At 41.1% G+C, this 16,300-nt stretch carries 15 protein-coding genes, 3 tRNA genes and 1 pseudogene; 6 read left to right on the top strand and 13 right to left on the bottom strand.

Features of this window, described 5'->3' with window-relative positions:
* Positions 1–174: 174 nt before the first annotated feature.
* The 5 genes from NPUN_RS32840 to NPUN_RS32820 form a co-directional block, all read right to left on the bottom strand.
* Positions 175–504 (bottom strand): type II toxin-antitoxin system VapC family toxin, encoded by a 330-nt coding sequence (locus NPUN_RS32840; RefSeq protein ID WP_012412660.1) that lies wholly within the window; start codon positions 502–504, stop codon positions 175–177.
* On the bottom strand, positions 501–767 hold the full coding sequence (locus NPUN_RS32835) for a FitA-like ribbon-helix-helix domain-containing protein (protein ID WP_012412659.1): 267 nt from the start codon (positions 765–767) through the stop codon (positions 501–503). The genes NPUN_RS32840 and NPUN_RS32835 overlap by 4 nt, the downstream gene beginning before the upstream one ends.
* Before the next feature lie 121 nt (positions 768–888).
* The gene (locus NPUN_RS32830) at positions 889–2,898 is read right to left on the bottom strand and encodes an AAA-like domain-containing protein (RefSeq protein WP_012412658.1); all 2,010 of its coding nucleotides are present in this window, start codon (positions 2,896–2,898) and stop codon (positions 889–891) included.
* Between the two features lie 374 nt (positions 2,899–3,272).
* A tRNA-Ser gene (locus tag NPUN_RS32825) sits at positions 3,273–3,357 on the bottom strand.
* Between the two features lie 100 nt (positions 3,358–3,457).
* Entirely contained in the window at positions 3,458–4,387 is a 930-nt protein-coding gene (locus NPUN_RS32820; protein WP_012412657.1) for a TIGR04168 family protein, read from the bottom strand.
* Between the two features lie 149 nt (positions 4,388–4,536).
* Here NPUN_RS32820 and nadA point away from each other — a divergent pair, with 149 nt between their 5' ends.
* The 3 genes from nadA to NPUN_RS32805 all read left to right on the top strand — a co-directional run bounded on the left by nadA (position 4,537) and on the right by NPUN_RS32805 (position 5,881).
* The gene (gene nadA, locus NPUN_RS32815; protein ID WP_012412656.1) at positions 4,537–5,511 is read left to right on the top strand and encodes a quinolinate synthase NadA; all 975 of its coding nucleotides are present in this window, start codon (positions 4,537–4,539) and stop codon (positions 5,509–5,511) included.
* Positions 5,512–5,635: 124 nt separating this feature from the next.
* A tRNA-Tyr gene (locus NPUN_RS32810) sits at positions 5,636–5,721 on the top strand.
* 88 nt (positions 5,722–5,809) lie between these two features.
* Positions 5,810–5,881: transfer RNA gene (locus tag NPUN_RS32805), tRNA-Thr, on the top strand.
* Between the two features lie 70 nt (positions 5,882–5,951).
* Here NPUN_RS32805 and NPUN_RS42310 read toward each other — a convergent pair.
* The 4 genes from NPUN_RS42310 to NPUN_RS32790 all read right to left on the bottom strand — a co-directional run bounded on the left by NPUN_RS42310 (position 5,952) and on the right by NPUN_RS32790 (position 8,614).
* Complete coding sequence (locus NPUN_RS42310; protein WP_167315693.1) at positions 5,952–6,113, bottom strand: hypothetical protein; 162 nt, start codon at positions 6,111–6,113, stop codon at positions 5,952–5,954.
* An 81-nt stretch (positions 6,114–6,194) separates the two neighbouring features.
* Positions 6,195–6,473: a hypothetical protein gene (locus NPUN_RS32800; RefSeq protein WP_041565785.1), complete on the bottom strand. Its 279-nt coding sequence runs from the start codon at positions 6,471–6,473 to the stop codon at positions 6,195–6,197.
* A gap of 70 nt (positions 6,474–6,543) precedes the next feature.
* The gene (locus NPUN_RS43785; protein WP_012412655.1) at positions 6,544–8,364 is read right to left on the bottom strand and encodes a hypothetical protein; all 1,821 of its coding nucleotides are present in this window, start codon (positions 8,362–8,364) and stop codon (positions 6,544–6,546) included.
* Complete coding sequence (locus NPUN_RS32790) at positions 8,354–8,614, bottom strand: hypothetical protein (protein WP_041565784.1); 261 nt, start codon at positions 8,612–8,614, stop codon at positions 8,354–8,356. Before NPUN_RS32790 ends, NPUN_RS43785 begins: the two co-directional genes overlap by 11 nt.
* A 740-nt stretch (positions 8,615–9,354) precedes the next feature.
* On the opposite strand from NPUN_RS32790, the gene NPUN_RS32785 reads away from it, so the two are divergent.
* Positions 9,355–9,780, top strand: coding sequence for a hypothetical protein (locus NPUN_RS32785; protein ID WP_012412654.1), 426 nt, complete (start codon positions 9,355–9,357; stop codon positions 9,778–9,780).
* Between the two features lie 89 nt (positions 9,781–9,869).
* On the opposite strand, the gene NPUN_RS32780 is transcribed toward NPUN_RS32785, so the two are convergent.
* Positions 9,870–10,376, bottom strand: coding sequence for a hypothetical protein (locus NPUN_RS32780; protein WP_041565783.1), 507 nt, complete (start codon positions 10,374–10,376; stop codon positions 9,870–9,872).
* A 535-nt stretch (positions 10,377–10,911) separates the two neighbouring features.
* On the opposite strand from NPUN_RS32780, the pseudogene NPUN_RS40210 reads away from it, so the two are divergent.
* Positions 10,912–12,079: pseudogene (locus tag NPUN_RS40210) on the top strand (IS630 family transposase).
* A 162-nt stretch (positions 12,080–12,241) separates the two neighbouring features.
* On the opposite strand, the gene acsF reads toward NPUN_RS40210, so the two are convergent.
* Complete coding sequence (gene acsF, locus NPUN_RS32765) at positions 12,242–13,318, bottom strand: magnesium-protoporphyrin IX monomethyl ester (oxidative) cyclase (RefSeq protein ID WP_012412653.1); 1,077 nt, start codon at positions 13,316–13,318, stop codon at positions 12,242–12,244.
* Positions 13,319–13,739: 421 nt separating this feature from the next.
* Here acsF and NPUN_RS32760 point away from each other — a divergent pair, with 421 nt between their 5' ends.
* Entirely contained in the window at positions 13,740–14,234 is a 495-nt protein-coding gene (locus tag NPUN_RS32760) for a TM2 domain-containing protein (RefSeq protein ID WP_012412652.1), read from the top strand.
* Positions 14,235–14,307: 73 nt separating this feature from the next.
* On the opposite strand, the gene NPUN_RS32755 is transcribed toward NPUN_RS32760, so the two are convergent.
* Both NPUN_RS32755 and NPUN_RS32750 read right to left on the bottom strand, forming a co-directional pair.
* Entirely contained in the window at positions 14,308–14,988 is a 681-nt protein-coding gene (locus NPUN_RS32755; protein ID WP_012412651.1) for a DUF2996 domain-containing protein, read from the bottom strand.
* A 213-nt stretch (positions 14,989–15,201) separates the two neighbouring features.
* Positions 15,202–16,257: a DMT family transporter gene (locus tag NPUN_RS32750; RefSeq protein WP_041565782.1), complete on the bottom strand. Its 1,056-nt coding sequence runs from the start codon at positions 16,255–16,257 to the stop codon at positions 15,202–15,204.
* Between the last annotated feature and the right edge of the window lie 43 nt (positions 16,258–16,300).

Raw genomic sequence — 16,300 nt, 5'->3', positions numbered from 1 at the left:
TGTTTAGTCTTATCTAATGCTTTGGGGTGAGGAAAAGCGATCGCTTCTACATTGACTCTAACGGCGGAATCTCGAAGTCATTAAACGAGGAAACACTGTAAGACGAGGCATTTAAAGCTTTCACCAGCTTACCGTCGAGAGTCAACAAAGTAGCACCTGCCTGCTGTGAAAGTGCTACATAGAGCCATCGTAGGCGGAGATTCCATAATTTAATGCGATCGCAACTGCATCCGCCATCAAATCAGCCGTAGAGACAACACGCAAGGGAAAAGCTTTGAGAGTAGCTAAATCTGCCTGAACCTCAGCACCAGTGTACATCCTTGCACGGACATACTTCCATAAGGCGTTGGCACACTCAATGTAAAAAAGGTCTGGGACAAACATTTCTGTCTGTGGATTGGCAAGGTGATCAAACAGTTGGTTAACTTTGGAGGTTAGTGGATCAGAGATAAAATATTTGATGCACACACTGGTATCCACCACGCATCTAAGAGGAATGGTCATCTGTTGCGGTCTTCTCGAATCATTTCAGTACTATCAGGTAATGCGAAGTCTGCTGGATTCACACGGCGACGCTGGCAACTTTCTTCTAGGACTTTAAGTACATTCTGCCGTTTCTGGTCTTCTGCTTGCTGCGCTTCAGTCTTCAAAGCTTGCTCTAACAGAGTTATAACTTGGGCATTAATGGAACGGTGTTCAGATGCCGCTAACTCTTGCAGCTTTGCATACAAATCATCGGGTAAATTTCTTACATAAAGGGTAGCCATCGCTTTACCTCCAAGCAGGATTTATCCTTATGCTAGCACGATGCAAGCATAAGGAGAGAGGAGCGATCATGCTTTTTGCTTTATAAGAAAGTATTCCACATTTAATAACAGAGGTTAAGTTTTAGTCTTCTAAAAAATCGTTTACATGGTTTTCAATCCATGTCATACAGTCTCTAAAGTGACCCATTCTATCCGGTGTCATCTGTTTTGCATGTGCATCAGCCCTATACTTATTTATAGCTTCCATTTTCAAATTAAACTCCTCTTGTTTCCTTGAAAAAATGTGTTCAAAAGTTGACCAGTCTTTTTTAATTATATTTTTTAGATTTTCAAAATATATATTTACTTTATCAGGATCGAACAAATCTTTATAAGCTAAATGATTATACTTTTTTTGTTCTTCTTTACCAAAAGAAAGTAGTAATTTATCTCTTGCTTGGTTCTCTCCATATTTTGCCTTTAACTGGGTACGCACTATTTTTCTTAACTTTGGTTCTAAAGCATTTCTTCTTTGAGATATTTCATTTAACATATCTTCATTGGTTGTATTAACCTTTTTATATTTATTTTTTTGTATTAAATATTGTTTGACTGCATCTATTTTAAAATCATATTCATCTCTAGTTTGACTGATAATTCCATAACCTTTCAAATGATTAGTATATTCTGTGGACTCAATAGCATATTGATTAAAAAAGTTAAGATCGCCAATGGCTAAATATTCTAGTAAATCGTACTCGTCAGGATAAAATTCGCTTAAGACACTAACCATCATCTCAATATATTTAGAAGCATAATTTTTATCAAATTCATTTTTAGCCTTATCATACGTAATTCTATCTACTGTAATTGGTAGATGTTGATTGTTGAGCCTATGGATTAAACTACATACTTGTCTAATTAAAAATGGATGTCCACCATAATCTTCCGTTAATTTTGAATAAATTATTTCCTCAAATTGCAATCCCATAATTCTACCAAGTTTTCTAACCATATCTCTTGTTTGTGGTACATCAAATCTTGGCAAGTATTCAATTGGTATTGAGTGAAAAATAGGATTATCTTTACCAAAAATACTTGATTGTTCTATACAGACTGGGTTAGTACCTACTATTAAATAAGAGAAAACATTATTTAATTTTTGAAAATTAGCTCTTAATGTTTGCCAGAAAAATATAAAATCAAATTTCTTTTCCCAATGTGTAACACTAGAAATGTTAAAAGTTATACGTTCGATTTCATCAAATATGATTAAAATACTTTTTTCTTGAAAAATATGATATATTTTACAAATTTCTTCAGCAAAAATTTGAGAAGCATTTTCTTCTGTATATTGATCTTCTGCTTGCAATGGTAAATTTAATTTATATTTTTTATTTATTTCTACAATTATATAATGTAAGCATTTATTCCATCTTCTTTGTTGAAAACTGGTATCATCGCAACTTATCAAAATTGATTTTGCGCCTATTTTATCTAGTGCCCTTTGAATACCAAAAATTACAGAAGTCTTTCCTGTTTTCCGTAATCCAAATAGCCCTGAGTTTTCATTAGAAAAATGTCTATTTACTATTTTATTAATAATATCGCTTCTCCCAAAAAAGTATAAATCTTTTTTTAATGGAGATTGAAAATCAAACAAGTCCCTTGTATAAAAATTGGTTTTAAATTTATTCCTTAAAAAATAAGAATCACTGTGATTATTTAAGATTTCGCTATAAGATATTGGAACTATAACCTGAGATTCTTGAGATTCTTTTAAAATATCTCTTATTTTTTCTTCTATTTTATCATCTTTACTTAACATAATACTACAGATTTTATCTATTCTTAAATCTTGAAGCTGATCTGAAACAGCATCAATCGCGTCAGTTGATCTAGGCTGAAAAGATTCATAATCACTAAAAATGATGATTAACTCTCTTTCAAAATTAAAAAGCTCCTGATAATTTCTAGGTGCTTTAATCAAGGCATACTTGTATTCACTTCTGTCCCCAATTTTCAAACCATCTAGTCTAGTTACAAACCATTCATTACCAAATTTCTGAAGAATCTTCTGTTCTTCGTTAGTCAATATGTATAATTTTCGTTGCACTTGTTCGTGGAAACCAGGTTTTATTTGTTCTTGCATACTTAAATTTGTTACCTTATTTTACAAAGTTGAAAATTTCCTATCTGCCTTATATGTAGAAAAGCCTGTTTGTGGCGGCTTGGTATCAATAGGAAAATTCAATTATATTGTATAAATTATAAATAACCTTTTAAGTGTGAGGTGCTTTACATTACTTAAGCTTCTAAACATATAGTCAAGCTTAAGCCTTTTGCAATTATTATCGCCTTCTATACTTAGTAACACCAGCCAAAAACCCGGCATCAGTAGATGTGTTAAAAAATACCTATATATTTAAAGCTCTTGTCAAATATTAGGTTTCATCTGGCAACTGAACAATATCATCAAGATATAATCATGATGATATTGGCTGCTAGTATTCACAAAGTATTCAACGGAGAGGGGGAGATTCGAACTCCCGGAGGTTTTAGCCTCATCCGATTTCAAGTCGGACGCAATCGACCACTCTGCCACCTCTCCAGTAAATCTGTCAAACTTGTGCTTATCCTAGTTTCAGACGCTATTCAGGCGCTTTTGTTGGTTAGCACTAAACTTGACAGATCATACTATACCCTATTATCTACGCAGATTGCACTACTGGATGCGATCGCTCATACAAAATTTCCTCCTTAGCCACCTGAAAGTCATTCCCCACCCAAACTAGGGAAACTTGCGAAACCACACCCGCCTCTACGGTGACAATGGAAAAGTTACGCAACTTCTCGCCACCATCTTCCACAATCCTGGGGACACTAGCCGCATTCAAGTAAATTGTCCCCTCTGGACTTCTAAAGATGGGCTTGCGCTGCACCTTCTTGGTATGGCGTAAATCGCGGTGCATGTGACCAAATGTCACCAGAGGAATGGTTTTACCAGCAGTCAAGGCTTGAGAAATCGCCTCGCCCAAATCTGGATCGCCAAAATCGCCGCCAATTGGGTGCCAGTCTTTGCCGCAGGGGTCTTCGGGGCGATCGCCTAACCCACTAGGCCCATTGTGACCCAAAAATATAATCGTCTCGTAAGCGGCACTTTTGACTGCTTTGAAGATGCGATCGGCGGATTCTTCCAAACTCGTCACACCGTAACGTTCTTTACAGATTTCCGCGAATTTCCACTCTGGGCCACCCCAGGTAAAGGGACGACCCCCCACTACAGTTAAATTCCAAGCGGGAAAATCCAACTTACCGTAACCAACATGGGACGAACCTAATAAATCGAGTTGATCCTGTACCCAGTCTTCCTTAGAGCGGTCATAAGGAGCCTTTTTGCGTCCCCATTCGGTGGCGGTGTACCAAGCATCGTGGTTGCCCATCACGGCTGCTTTGGGAATATCGAGAGATGCGATCGCTCTGACCACTTCCACCGATTCATTGCCAAAATCCCCGACAAACAGCACTAAGTCAACACCCAAATGCTTGAGTGCAACGCCATCTTTCACTTCCCATTGGTCGTGAATATCTCCAACTACAGCAATTTTGAGGTTTATCGATTGAGTTTCTTGACTGGTCATGCCACTTTCCTTGCCGTCTATCTCCAGGATATGAAACTCAGCCCGATTTGGACACAACCCCAAAATATCAACCGTCCACTATTTTTGGTAAAAACTACTATAATTGAATCCACAGCATATACATTTGCAACATAAAGCACCCCTAAACTGTGTTTACCACTGCACTAGCTCAACGAGAAAACACCCAACTGGGTGAACTACCACTAGATTTGTTTGCCGCGATTCAGAGTCTTAAAAAAGAACTCAACGCCGTTATCCTGGCGCATTATTATCAAGAGCCAGATATTCAGGATATTGCAGACTTTATTGGGGATTCATTACAACTAGCAAGAGCCGCCGAAAAAACCAATGCGGATGTGATCGTCTTTGCTGGCGTTCACTTCATGGCAGAAACAGCAAAGATACTTAATCCCGATAAATTAGTACTTTTACCAGATTTGAATGCTGGTTGTTCTTTAGCCGACAGTTGTCCACCAGAGGCATTTGCAGCTTTTAAGGCAGCGCATCCAGATCATTTGGTGGTGTCTTACATCAACTGCTCTGCTGATATCAAGGCAATGAGCGATATTATTTGTACTAGCTCCAACGCTGTGAAAATTGTGCAGCAGATACCAAAGGAACAGCCGATTATTTTTGCCCCAGATCGGAATTTGGGGCGGTACGTCATGGAACAGACTGGACGAGATTTGGTGCTATGGCAAGGTAGCTGTGTTGTTCATGAAACCTTTTCAGAAAAGAAAATTGTTCAGTTAAAAATTGCCCACCCCGAAGCAGAGGCGATCGCACATCCAGAATGTGAAAGTAGTGTATTGCGTCACGCCAGCTTTATTGGCTCCACAGCCGCCTTACTCAAGTATTGTCAAAACAGCCCCACCAAAGAATTTATCGTTGCTACGGAGCCTGGAATCATTCACCAAATGCAAAAACTAGCTCCTGACAAGCATTTTATTCCTGCACCGCCGATGAATAACTGTGCTTGTAACGAATGTCCGTTTATGCGGTTAAACACCTTAGAAAAGCTCTACTGGGCAATGAAAAATCGCACTCCCGAAATTACCATGTTAGAGGATATTCGCCTTGCTGCACTACGACCAATGCAACGAATGCTGGAGATGAGCGTATAACCAGTATTTTTTATCCAGATGGTAGAGACGCAGTTTTGTCGCGATCTCTACCCACAAGTTATTTTTTCTAACCACTTGCTAATTATAAAAGGTGGTGCTAAGATTTTAAATCGTGAGACAAATCGGGTCGGTGTCCGAGTGGTTAATGGAGACGGACTGTAAATCCGTTGGCTAGCGCCTACGCTGGTTCAAATCCAGCCCGGCCCACCACTTACGAAGTTATAAGTTATAATGTCTGGGTAAGCATCAAAACTCCCAGCATTTTAACTTTTAGCTGAAAACTCAAAATCATAATTTCGCCCGTGTGGCTCAGTGGTAGAGCACACCCTTGGTAAGGGTGAGGTCACGAGTTCAATCCTCGTCACGGGCTTAGGCCAGACAAATCTAGTAGTCTAAAACTGACTTAATCTGCCTTAAAGCTGCCTTAAGCTTAGGGTACTTTAAGGTGCTTGGCAATAACTCAGCCAATATTTACTAGTTAACTGAACCCCACGGGTGACTTTAGGTGCATCAGGAGTTTCTTTGAATCTACCGTGTGACCCTCTAGGGTACTTATTGGGATTAAAGGTAACTACTTTACCATTACGGATAACTTTAGCCATCTAGGGAAACATTGAGTTTCCTAGATTCAGTCAAACATTAGTTGACTTTAGGCTGTATTACTACCGATGTGCCCCCTAGTCTCATCTGTTGGCTGTTTGGTTAACTTCAAAGCCCCTAAGTGGCAACTGTCTAATCCCTGTGGCTGTCTGGGTCTTCATAGACGGATAAGCAACCCCAGAAGCCTCAAACTGTGCCTTGAGGTCAGCCAGTACTCTCACCTCAGCCTTAAGTAACTCAACACCTTCTCTAAGTAACGCCGAGGGAGTCTTACCAGTTCTCAGGGATTCTTGCTCTAACCATTCCCAGGTAGACTGGTCAAATCTAACCGCTGTTTGCTTGGTCTTCTTAATCTTTTCCATTGGTAATGTCTCTGTCCTTATCACTTATTAAGTCAACCAAAGTCAAACAGCAGTATTGGGGGCATCTAGACTAGGCTAAACTTCCCTCCTTAAACTTTCCGTAAGCCTCATTAATCGCTCCCATTACAGCATTAGCTATTTCTTGGGGGTTTTGCATATGAGTGCCATTTATGATTACGTGGGGTGCTACAAAAGCCTGTTTATTATTATCAGGAGGTTTAGGGATTTCCAAGGGTATAATAGGACTGTTAGAACTGTTAGGATTCAAAGGCGTTATAGGGTTACTATTTAACATCCCTCCTATGAACCCTCCGCCGTTCTTTAAGGCTCCTACAACCCCATTATCACCCAAGGGATTTAATCGACCGCCTACGGATTTTAAAGTATCCCCAATAGCAGCCAAAGGTCTAGTTTTGAGGTTTTCTAAAAGTTCCCCAGGTTTATTAAAAACCTTCAGGGTATCGTTAGCCCAGGTCATAACCGCATCTTTGACCCTGTTGAAAGCATTCCCTAGTTCTTTGAAGTTGCCTTCAACGGCTCCCATGATAAAGTTCAAGGTAAAATCGCCCAGACCTTGTAAACTTTTGACAAGGATTTGGGATATAGCGCCCCAGTCTGTCCTAGTAAAAATCTTAGTAAACCCGTCGCCTATATAGACCCCAACTTGTTTACCTAAGTTTCCCCAGTTAGTATTAGAAATACCCTTAAGCCCCAGGTTTACTAAGTTGTTAAAACCCTCAAAGAACCCGGTAGTCGTATTAGTTAAAAATGAAGTTATAGTGCTGCTGTTTTCACCATTTAATACCCCATTAACCGACCCAGCAAGATCAGAGAACCAGTCCATTACACTGATTACGCCTTCCATCGGGTCAACTGAGAAACCTTTTATAGATCCCAAGGATTCTAATAAAGCTTTAAAGGACTGCATAGCGCCTTGAACGCTATCAAGGGTTGACCTTCCTCCCATTGACCCCAAGGTTCTTAAGAACCCAAAGATACCCCGACGTTCATCAAATAGCGATGATTTAGCCTCAGCGATCATTGAGTCCACAGTACCGCTAAATGACGCTACTGTATCATCAGAAACCGCACCTTTAGCCCCGGTTAGTAATATTTTGGATCGCATATCATTTGATAAACTTTTCCAGTCTTCAGTACTTTTACCAATGGCTTTTAGCTGATCTCTGACGCTACTTTGAAGCATTGGGTATTTCTGGAAAATATCAATCTGAAATACTTCAGACAGCCCCATAGTTCCAGCTAACGCCCTGTTGATTGCTGACCCCGATTGATTGGCATCAAGTCCACGGATAGAAGACAGAACACCAAAGCGCTTAGTAAGCTCCATAGACTCTTCTTTAAACTTACCTACATCACCTTTGGCATTACCAGCAACTGTGGCGGATATCTGCGAAAAGATAGCATTGTAATCAGCATTTTCCCCTGGTAAAGCCTCAGCCATTTTAGATATTTCAATAGAGGTATCAGCAACTAACCCCTTGGCTTTACCAAAGTTTACCCCCAACTGCGTTGCTAAGTTCCCTGCTAGCGCCAAGTCATTTATTTGAGTCCTAGCGGCTGACTGGATAGCACCTATAGATGCTTGGATACCCTGAGTTACCATCTGTATACCCTGGGTAATCGCTGAGGCTCCTAAGTTACCAAATAGTGCAGCGCCCATGAACCCCTGAGAGCTATCGGGTGGCTTTAAGGAATCCATCTGTGTTCTTAATCTGGTCAAGTCAGCCTGACCGAGGTTCCTGATGTCACTAAGACCTACCCGGATATTAGCACTAGCCCCTAGAGCCTCAATATTACTTCTGATTTGTCCTAGCTGGGGGCTAAGGAGATCCCTAGCCGTCAGGGTGACTTGGATTCTGTTATCTGCCATAACCAACCTCACATTGAGACTCGATAGCGGTCTTGAGTAACTGTCTGACCAGATAGCTGGTAGAGACACCAAGGGAGCTAGCAAAGCTATGGGCGGCTTCTAGTTCCTCATGGCTAATAGGAACCATTAGGCGCTTGTCCTTCTGTAGCCTTGGTTGGTCATTGATGATACTGATGATGTTAGTTGCGGGTCTACATTTACCCTTGGTGTAACCGTTAACGTCTCTAGCCATTTGAATCAGATTAGACATTTCAGTTATAGAACTTACTTCTATAACTAAATAAGTCAAGTTATTTCTAAACGCCCAAGTGCGATCGCCAAGGGGAGGTCAGCTAGGTAACTGATGGTAATATTGCGCAACTGAGCTACTGGAGGTCTTAGACCTCCAGTTCACTTAATGACAGCTAAATGACCCTTAAAATCGCTAGGATGGTTACAGGGCAAGGGTTAGTATATGCAGCATCCAATGAGGGTAAATATAACTTTCAGTTGACTTAGGGGGCTGATAAATAAACCCTAAGACACCCAGGATGGTTACAGGATAAGACTTAGACCCAGCCGAGTATTAGTTGACTTAGATTTTGCTTCAAGTTCGCATGGTGACACCCTTGGAACCCTTACCAGTTAAGGGTTTTACCTCTAGGCTGACAGTCTTCTTCTCTGTGCCCTGAAACCCTTATAGGTCAAGGTTAGCGATAAAACATCGGTTAGTGATAAAACATCACTAATGGCGATCGCCAAGTGCCATTAAAGTACTATCCTTGGGGCTTCTTAGCCTCTAAAGCCTTATTTAGGATGCCGTATTAATAAGTGTTTTTTAACCCACTAGAAGCCCCAGGATAACCCGACGTTGGGTCTCTAGTTGCTTGCTGTGGGTAATAAATGAAGTCGAACAAAGTAAAGTGGACACACGGGGTTAACCAGGCTAGTATTAGGTATAACTTGATGCAAGCAAGTACTTAATAAAGTAAGCAAGGGGCTATCAAAATCGTGCAAGTTTATTTAAACATCCCATCAAGCACAGAGGTAAACGAGTTATTTTTATTGGAAAACCTCACCAAAAAGCAGATTATCGATCGCTTGGAAGACCTCCTGAAGAAAGAACATGTGTTTGTTCTAGCCGTGGCAGATTCCGTGTTCAATGATGCAGACAAAGAAGAAGCTAGGGACTTAGTGACCCTGAATGAGTATTTAGATAAAGAAAACATAGTAGTTTCCAAAGGAGATTTCCACCTTTTAGCCGTCCGTGTGGTTAAGAAGTTCGTAGAACTCTATGGCATCAAACCACGTCGAGTTAACCGTAAGGGCCCTAATGGAGATTTCAAGAACAAATCTTATGCATACACTGATAAGCAACTCAGAGTCATCGACGAAGTTTTAGAGACAGTGCCCCATGTCAGAAACCCAAGGAAATAACTAAGTGACCTCTGGGATTTACTGTGGATTTTAGGGGCTACAGGCATTGGTAAGTCTGGTGAATGACCTCACGATCGCTGTCGGGCATCTTAGGCGCGGATGGCGCTAGTTCTCTGATCATACTTAGCCGCTATGTTATCCATACCTTCGTAAAGCTCAGGGAGCCAGTAGCCTTTGGGGGTATCCAGTACCCATTCAGAGTAAATAGGGGCTATAGCGCGATATTTCTCCCAAGCCGTATACGGGTTACTTGGCTTCCTAATGGAACAGTTAAGGCATAAGTCGTTACCTCTTAACTCAGCCCGGTATCCTGCCTCCAACAGTGCCCCCAGGATAACCCCCGTCCATACGTAGAGTTTAGTTTGAGTACCAAAGGCTCTCTTGATACCATTTAGGTATCTCTGACTACTGATGGTTTTAGTTGGTTTGACTTTTAGGCGTACCCATTCCCTGATGATGGCTCTGAGTGCCGGGTGGATGTCATAGAAGGTCTGGGGATTATTCAGCTTATCCTCAGCCAGAAACCCATACCATTGAGCGTCTGTTAGGGCCACTTGTAGAGGATAGGGGTTAGTAAAGGAGTTCTGAGGGTTCATTATATGTTCGAGTAGTGGTTTTTACTTAACCCTTTTGTTATCTTAGCACCTTTATTGTACTTATTCAAGGGTAAGGGCTTACCAAGTAAGGATTTGAGGCTATATTGTCAGGATCTAACTCTACTTGAGTTACATTATTAGCACTTGGTTACATCCCGGTTACATCTGAATGTAACCTCTATATCCCTTATCCTGTCTAGGTTATAGCCATTAGGTTACATAGTTACATCAAAATCCTGATTAGTTGTTATGTAGATAGTTGGGTGATATCTATTCTCTAAAATAGATGTAACTATGTAACCTAATGGCTATAAGCCTTACCCTGTATATCTCCTAGCGGTTACATTTGTTCTACTAAAATGTAACCTGATGTAACCTTTTCTATAACCACTAGCTGAAAGCCTTACTATATATGGGTTGCACCAGTTATAACCGATGTAACCTGATGTAACTCTATTGTCCTCTAGTAGTGTACCAAGGTAACTTTGCTAAGTAAAACCTCTAATTGGTAAAATAGCCAAAAACGGGGTGTAACATGGCAAAAAAGTACATTGTTGACTTGAATGAAGATGAAGTTTCCCAACTGCAATCGATAATTAAGAAAGGTAAGCATAAGGCAAGAACCATAAGCCGTGCAAACATTCTTTTGATGGCTTCCGAAGGAGAAACGGATCAAGCGATCGCTAGCATAGTTAGAGCGCATGTTGCAACAGTGCAACGAATACGAGAAAAATTTGTCATTGGAGGGTTAGATTTTGCTTTAAAGGATGAAGTTCATCCACCAAAACATAAAAAATTAGATGAAAAGCAAGAAGCATTTTTGATTGCAACAGCTTGTTCTAATCCGCCAGAAGGAAGAGTGCGTTGGACAATGCAATTATTAGCAGATCATTTAGTGAACGTTGGTATCATAGATTCAATCTCAGATGAAACAGTACGTCAAACTTTAAAAAAAATGAAATTAAGCCTTGGTTGAAAGAACAATGGTGTATTCCTGAAGTTAACGCAGAATATGTTTTCCGAATGGAAGATGTGCTGGATTTATACAATGAGCCTTATGATCCTAAACGCCCTGTAGTCTGCTTTGATGAACGTCCATACCAATTAGTAGAAGAAGTAAGACTTCCTTTGCCACCACAGCCAGAGCAACCTGAACGTTATGATTTTGAGTATAAACGTAACGGGACAGTAAATTTATTCGCATGTTTTCAACCCTTGGCTGGATGGCGGCATATCGAAGTTACAGAACGTCGAACTAAAGCCGATTTTGCTAAACAAATGAAAAATTTAGTAGATGTTTCCTACCGAGATGCCGATGTTATTCGTTTAGTAGTTGATAACTTGAATATTCATACACCCAATGCATTATATGAAGTTTTTCCACCAGAAGAAGCACGTCGAATTATTCAAAAGTTAGAGTTTCACTATACTCCTAAACACGCTTCTTGGTGAGCCAGTGCGTTGGGCGGGTTCCCCGACTTGAAGCAACTGGCGAACCCGAAGGGCTGAATCAGGTAGAAATCGAATTATCTGTTTTATCTCGCCAATGTTTAGAACGGCGTATTCCTAATGCAGAAACATTAACTTCTGAGATTGCCGCTTGGGAGAAAAAACGTAATCAGCAAAAAGCTAGTGTTTATTGGGGTTTTCAAACCAAAGATGCTCGCCGAAAAATGGAGCGTTTATATCCAAATTTAACATAGCAAAGTTAGCTTGGCAGACTACTAGTTTTTTGATTAGATTCGATTTTTGCCTGCCAGCAAATTAGCGATCGCAGTACTAATCGGCTAACCTCTAATATTTAAGACAAAAAAGTGGCTCTGCAATCAGCAGAACCACTAAAGCTTTCGCAAATCTGTTATAAATTAACGAACTGCCCCTTGAGCAGAAACAGTATCAATCGGTTTCATCAGGTACAGCCGTAATAACTGCCAGCCATTGGAGATGTAAAGTGGCAGTTTTTGGAATAATTGCAAGAATTTGGGAGTGTTGGAATTAGCGATCGCACCCAGCTTCTCGTTATTGCTGATACAAGTATCCAATCGCTGATAAAACTCAGGATTCTCTACATCCAGCATTAGCGGGAACACGCGACCGGCGTTTTCGTTAGTCTTCTGAATTACATGAATGTCGTATTCTCGTGCATCCAATCCCAAGGTGGCATAAAAGTCTTTGCGTTGGATGTCATTGAGATACATTGTCGCAAATACCGACAACAGGAAGAACCGACTCCACAGCCGTGCTTTCCAATCATTCAATATTTGTGGCTGGGATTTCATGATGGCATCAAAGAAATCGCCGTGGCGGTTTTCATCTTGACACCAGTTTTCAAAGAACCGGAAGATTGGATAAACCCGGTCTTCGGGATGTGCTTCTAAATGGCGGTAAATGGTGATGTAGCGCCAATAACCGATCTTCTCAGAAAGATAAGTAGCGTAAAAGATGAATTTCGGTTTAAAGAAGGTATAATTGCGGCTCTTAGTCAAAAACCCTAAATCTAAAGACAGATTAAAGTCCGACAAAGCTTTGTTCAAAAAGCCAGCGTGACGTGCTTCATCCCGTGACATCAGGTTAAAGCACTCTGCCAAGACGGGGCTTTTTCCTTTCAAGCGACGGCCAAGTTCTTTATATAGCAAAAAGCCCGAAAACTCTGCTGTACAGGAACGTTCTAGAAACTCAACGAATAATTTGCGAGTTTCCCCGTCAATATGATCCCAGGATTGCTCAAACTCCGCATCCCGAACAAAGTGATGGCGGTTGTAGTCAGTGCGGAACTCTTCGAGAATGGCTTGTAACTCGTCTTCATTGACGGAGATATCCATCCGCGCCATTTCATCAAAATCGGTAGTATAAAACCGAGGTGTTAACAGGGTTTCTTTTGCCGGGACTTTAATCCCTGGCCGGATTTCTTCAAAGCCTGGTTTTTTGAGGGAATCTACCATGTCTTGATTGCTCTTTCGTCTTTATTATCTTAAGTAGACCCTTCGGGTTCGGCAGTTCCTCATGGGGGAAACCCCCAAGACCGGACTGTCTCACCAGAAAGCCAAGGTTAATGTTCTGTTAAAGCGTAACAGCCCACAATAATCCAATTGTATAAAGTTCAGTCTACCAAGGTGCGGGTGAGAAATTTGTAAGTAAAAGATTAAGAGTTGCAACAATCATTCAATGTTTACGGAATCAAAAATCGCGGATTAGTAGTCAAATAAACGTAGTTCGGTGATTAGCAGGGTTTTGATCGAGTGCAGTAGCACGCATTTTTTGTATTCTAAATCGCCATAATGACGGTATTTTCACGTAGTTAATACTACAACATAGAAAACCCATCTTAGACAACAAGAGCAAATCCAAAGGGTTGAAAACAAGATGAATCTTGAAAACAATCAGCATAAAGACCGACTGCTTGTCTCTTACATTTTGTGTGCAGCATTCTTTTTCGGATTAGGAGGACTGCACCGTTTCTACAATGGCAAAATCGGGACTGGTTTGTTGTGGCTGTTGACTGGTGGTGTGTTTGGGATAGGGCAGTTCGTAGATTTGTTTCTCATGTCCAACATGGTTGACGAATACGAACACAAGTTGAGACTAAAAGCAGGTGTATCTCCCTTTGGAGTGCCGTTGAATCAAGCAGTGGTTGCCTCTCAAGTCCACCCTCCAACAGGCAACCAACTGATGATTAAACTGATTGAAGCGGCGGAAAACAAGGGTGGTATTTTAACTGTCACTCAAGGCGTGAAGTTCACGGGAGCCAGCTTTGCGGAAGTGGAAGCTACTCTCAATGAGATGTACAAATCAGGTTATGTAAAAATAGATAACGACCCCAATACTGGAGCCGTTATCTACCATTTCCACGAACTTTAAATGTCATTTGTCATTTGTCCTTTGTCATTTGTCCTTTGTTAAAAACCAATGACTAATCACTAATGACCAATGACTAATTTATACCTAGCCACTTTTGACCGTCCAAGCGCTGAACTAAGCCAAATACCAACAAATCGAGGGTAATTTTGCGCTCATCAATTAAGAAGGACTCAAGAGTGCTAGGTTTTTTGCCTTCATTACAGGAAAATCCCTTTTTCCCTTGAATATCTTCTTCGGGGAAATACAGGTTAAACTGACGCGCACCAGTTTCTTTCCAACTGCCGATAATTTGCCAGCATTCTTCAGCAGATTCAAAGCCAGTAATTGGCACTTTTTGCTTGGCAAAAGACACCTGTAAATCTTGCACACCTTGTTGAGCGATCGCTTTTTGTAAAGCTGGCAAGTAATCTTGCTCGATAAACTCTACAAACGGCTTATCTTCAACAGCTGGGGCTTTTTCCTTTTTGGCGGCTTTAGCTGCGGGTTTTTCTTCTGTTGCGGCGGCTGGTTTTTCGCCTACTGCGGCTTTAGCTGCGGGTTTTTCTCGCTTGGGAGGTGTAGCGGTTGTTTTAGCAGCATTTGGGTTAGTTTCTGGATTTGCAGCTTTAGGATCTGGCGTGTTAGCAGTAGGAAGGTCTGTGGCTTCAGGTGAGTCTGTACTCGGAGCGTGCTCTTCAGCCACACTGGGAGCTTGCTTGTCAACAGTGCTGGGAGCTACTTCTCCCGCTTGATTGTGATTGGTTTGGTCTGCCATTGCTCAGGTCAATCCTTTAATCTAGCTTTGGGAGCGATCGCTCACCTTGATGTATCGGGTATTTTTATTTTGACATACTAGTGCAGCAAGGCAGTAATAACTGTACAGTTAAAAATAACGCAAAGGCATAGGGCATAAGCTTTCTTCCCTTCTGTTCCCTACCCCTTCAATTTTAGATTTTAGATTCTTCAATCCAAAATCCTTCTGCCTCATTCAAAGCCCCTTGAATCCCATATCAGTTTCTACCTGTTGCTGTGCCGGAATCGAACTCACTTTGCCAGATGCAATGCTAGAAGTCTTACGCCAATTACCAACTTGGCTCAAAAATATACCTACTAAAATCACGCTACCGCCAATATATTGAGGTAAGGTAGGGGCTTCACCCAAAATTAAATAGGCTGCTAAGATGCCCACAATTGGGCCAAATGAGCCAATTAAGGAAGCCGTAGATACAGTAGAAGTTTTCAAGCCTTTAATCAAAAAAGACTGGCCTAGCACCACAATTAACCCACCGTAGAGAAACATCCATTGCCATAAGAACGGTGAGAGGACATCAGCAAAATGATCTTTGCCATAGAGGACTAAAGCAATGAAGAAAAAGATTATGGTTCCTAGTGCAGTTCGAAAGATGCTATAGATTCCCAAAGGGATCTGTGAAAGATATTTTTTACCAATAATTGTAGAAGCAGTTGCAGCTATAGATCCTACTGCTGCTAAAAGTTCCCCTATGCCTAAACTGAAACCTCCCATATTCATCATGGCTTCTGTTGGAGGCTGGAGGATGATAGTTAGGATAACACCGGCAAACGCTGCGATCGCTCCGATAAATTCCCAAATATTTACCCGTTCCCTCAACAACCAGACTGATAAAGCCAGAGTTAGAGGCGGTTCCAAACGTCCTACCAAAATGACATTATTTACCCCTGTGACTGAAAGTGCCTGGAAAATTAAGCCAGGGGCTAACGCTCCCGATAAAATAGCGACTGCTGTTAAACTGACCCAATCCGTCCTTGAGAGTTGCTTCAAAGTGGCTTTGTTCCACTGTCGCCCATAGATGAGGATCAAAAGTATCAAGGCGCAAAGGTTTCCCACAAATAAAACATTACATAAAGAAATCGGATTACGTTCGCCGATAAAATGTTCAGCACCGATTTCTGTTAGCCTTCGGGTAACTGCGCCAGATGCTGCAAAAATTAGCGTTGCTAGCCAGAGATATGTTTGTCCTGAAACTCTATGAATTAAGCGATGTGGTCTTTTGGGCCTAGTCACAATAACACGACTGCAATAAAAGCAAAAGCATTGCTCATTATAA

The organism is Nostoc punctiforme PCC 73102 (genome assembly GCF_000020025.1).
GTDB classification, from domain to species: domain Bacteria; phylum Cyanobacteriota; class Cyanobacteriia; order Cyanobacteriales; family Nostocaceae; genus Nostoc; species Nostoc punctiforme.
The sequence above is the reverse complement of the archived record's forward strand: the minus strand, read 5'-3'. Positions and strand labels throughout refer to the sequence as shown.

Bases quoted from the DNA above. Each gene is read 5' to 3' on its own strand.
- NPUN_RS32840 (WP_012412660.1), bottom strand. From the start codon at position 504: ATGACCATTCCTCTTAGATGCGTGGTGGATACCAGTGTGTGCATCAAA.
- NPUN_RS32835 (WP_012412659.1), bottom strand. From the start codon at position 767: ATGGCTACCCTTTATGTAAGAAATTTACCCGATGATTTGTATGCAAAG.
- NPUN_RS32830 (WP_012412658.1), bottom strand. From the start codon at position 2,898: ATGCAAGAACAAATAAAACCTGGTTTCCACGAACAAGTGCAACGAAAA.
- NPUN_RS32820 (WP_012412657.1), bottom strand. From the start codon at position 4,387: ATGACCAGTCAAGAAACTCAATCGATAAACCTCAAAATTGCTGTAGTT.
- NPUN_RS42310 (WP_167315693.1), bottom strand. From the start codon at position 6,113: ATGGCTAAAGTTATCCGTAATGGTAAAGTAGTTACCTTTAATCCCAAT.
- NPUN_RS32800 (WP_041565785.1), bottom strand. From the start codon at position 6,473: ATGGAAAAGATTAAGAAGACCAAGCAAACAGCGGTTAGATTTGACCAG.
- NPUN_RS43785 (WP_012412655.1), bottom strand. From the start codon at position 8,364: ATGGCAGATAACAGAATCCAAGTCACCCTGACGGCTAGGGATCTCCTT.
- NPUN_RS32790 (WP_041565784.1), bottom strand. From the start codon at position 8,614: ATGTCTAATCTGATTCAAATGGCTAGAGACGTTAACGGTTACACCAAG.
- NPUN_RS32780 (WP_041565783.1), bottom strand. From the start codon at position 10,376: ATGAACCCTCAGAACTCCTTTACTAACCCCTATCCTCTACAAGTGGCC.
- acsF (WP_012412653.1), bottom strand. From the start codon at position 13,318: ATGGTAGATTCCCTCAAAAAACCAGGCTTTGAAGAAATCCGGCCAGGG.
- NPUN_RS32760 (WP_012412652.1), top strand. From the start codon at position 13,740: ATGAATCTTGAAAACAATCAGCATAAAGACCGACTGCTTGTCTCTTAC.
- NPUN_RS32755 (WP_012412651.1), bottom strand. From the start codon at position 14,988: ATGGCAGACCAAACCAATCACAATCAAGCGGGAGAAGTAGCTCCCAGC.